This window comes from Rhizorhabdus antheiae (assembly GCF_049889055.1).
Classification (GTDB): Bacteria; Pseudomonadota; Alphaproteobacteria; order Sphingomonadales; family Sphingomonadaceae; genus Rhizorhabdus.
Map to the genome: position 1 here is coordinate 1 of NZ_JBLTWO010000026.1, position 1,531 is coordinate 1,531.

The following is a 1,531-nucleotide window of genomic DNA, read 5'->3' on the forward strand; positions in this document are numbered from 1 at the left end:
CGATTGTGTTGAAAAAGGCGGTGTCTGTCGTTGGGCGACATGATGGCGGAGGAACGTTGACGAGTTGCCTCGGCGCTCACCGCGCTCCGGCCATGGCCGGCATCGGGATCAGCTTGGCGAGCTTGCGGAGGTTCTGAGCGGTTGCGGCGAGGAGGAATTCATCCTTTGCGCCGTTGGGCCCTCGCAGCCGCAGGCGCCCGAGCTTCAGAATGCGCTTGAGATGAGCGAACAACATCTCGACCTTCTTTCGCTGTCGGCGAGAAGTGACATAGGCGTCGGTGTTGGCGATATCGCGTGCCATGTCGCGGGGCCCCTCGTGGATCGAGCGCAGGATCTTACGGGCGGCCGCGTTGGGGCAGCAACGTGGCTTGAGGACGCAGGTGTCGCAATCGAGCTTGCTTGCGCGGTACCGGGTCATACCTTCTGCGTCGACGAGGGGGCGCGCTTCCCGATAGTGCTTCTGTCTCTGCCGCAGTCGCTTGCCAGCGGGGCAGACATAGCTGTCGTCATCATGGTCGAAGACGAAGTCGGCGCGCTCAAAGGTGCCGTCCCGCCGGGCTGACTTGTCGAACACCGGGATGTGCGGCTCGATGCCGCGCTGCTCCACCAGCCAGGATAAGTTCCTTGCATCACCATAGCCCGCATCTGCGGCAAGCCGTTCGGGCCACAGTCCGAACCGGGCGTGTGAGCGCTCGATCATCCGGCGCTGGGCCGTCACCTCGGCCTGGCGGACGGCAGTGGTCGCCTCGACATCGACGATCACGGCATTGTCGAGGTCAATTAGGTAGTTGGTCGAATAGGCGAAAAAGGCCCGCTCGCGCGACGCTGCCGTCCACCGCGCCGCCGGATCAGCCACCGCCAATTGCCTAGGCGCCACCGGCGTCGCGCCGCCGAATGCCGCATCGTCGAGCACGGCGAGATATTCCCGCACCGCGTGACTGGTGCTGGCCGGCGGAAGCTGATCGGCATGATCGACGGCATGCTGCCGGCTGACGTCCGCCCGGATCAGACTGGCATCGACCGCAAAGCCTTCGCCACCCACGAGCTTCTCGGCGATGCAGCGTGCCACCGTCGTCTCGAACAGCCGACGGAGTAGGTCACTATCGCGAAACCTGCCATGCCGGTTCTTGGAAAATGTCGAATGGTTGGGCACCTCGCCTTCGAGCCCGAGCCGGCAGAACCAGCGATAGGCCAGGTTCACATGCACTTCCTCGCAAAGCCGGCGCTCGGAGCGAATGCCCATGCAATAGCCGATGATCAGCATCCGCAGCATCAACTCGGGATCGATCGAGGGCCGCCCTGTCTCGCTGTAGAACGGGCGCAACTGCTCGCGCACATCTGACAGGTCGACGAAGCGGTCGATCGAGCGCAGCAGGTGGTCCGCCGGAACGTGGCGCTCCAAGTTGAAGCTGTAGAACAGCGCCTCCTGCGACACGGTTCGCTCGCCCATCATCCGCACATCTCCTGCCGAACAGCACGAGTGAATCAGACCGTCACCGCGACTTCAAGGCAGCCTTTTTCAACACAATCG

At 63.5% G+C, this 1,531-nt stretch carries 1 protein-coding gene; it reads right to left on the minus strand.

Annotated features, from left to right (window positions below; translation table 11 throughout):
* Nucleotides 1–76: 76 nt before the first annotated feature.
* The gene (locus ACNI3R_RS20395; RefSeq protein WP_426187063.1) at nt 77–1,453 is read right to left on the minus strand and encodes a transposase; all 1,377 of its coding nucleotides are present in this window, start codon (nt 1,451–1,453) and stop codon (nt 77–79) included.
* Nucleotides 1,454–1,531 lie beyond the last annotated feature (78 nt).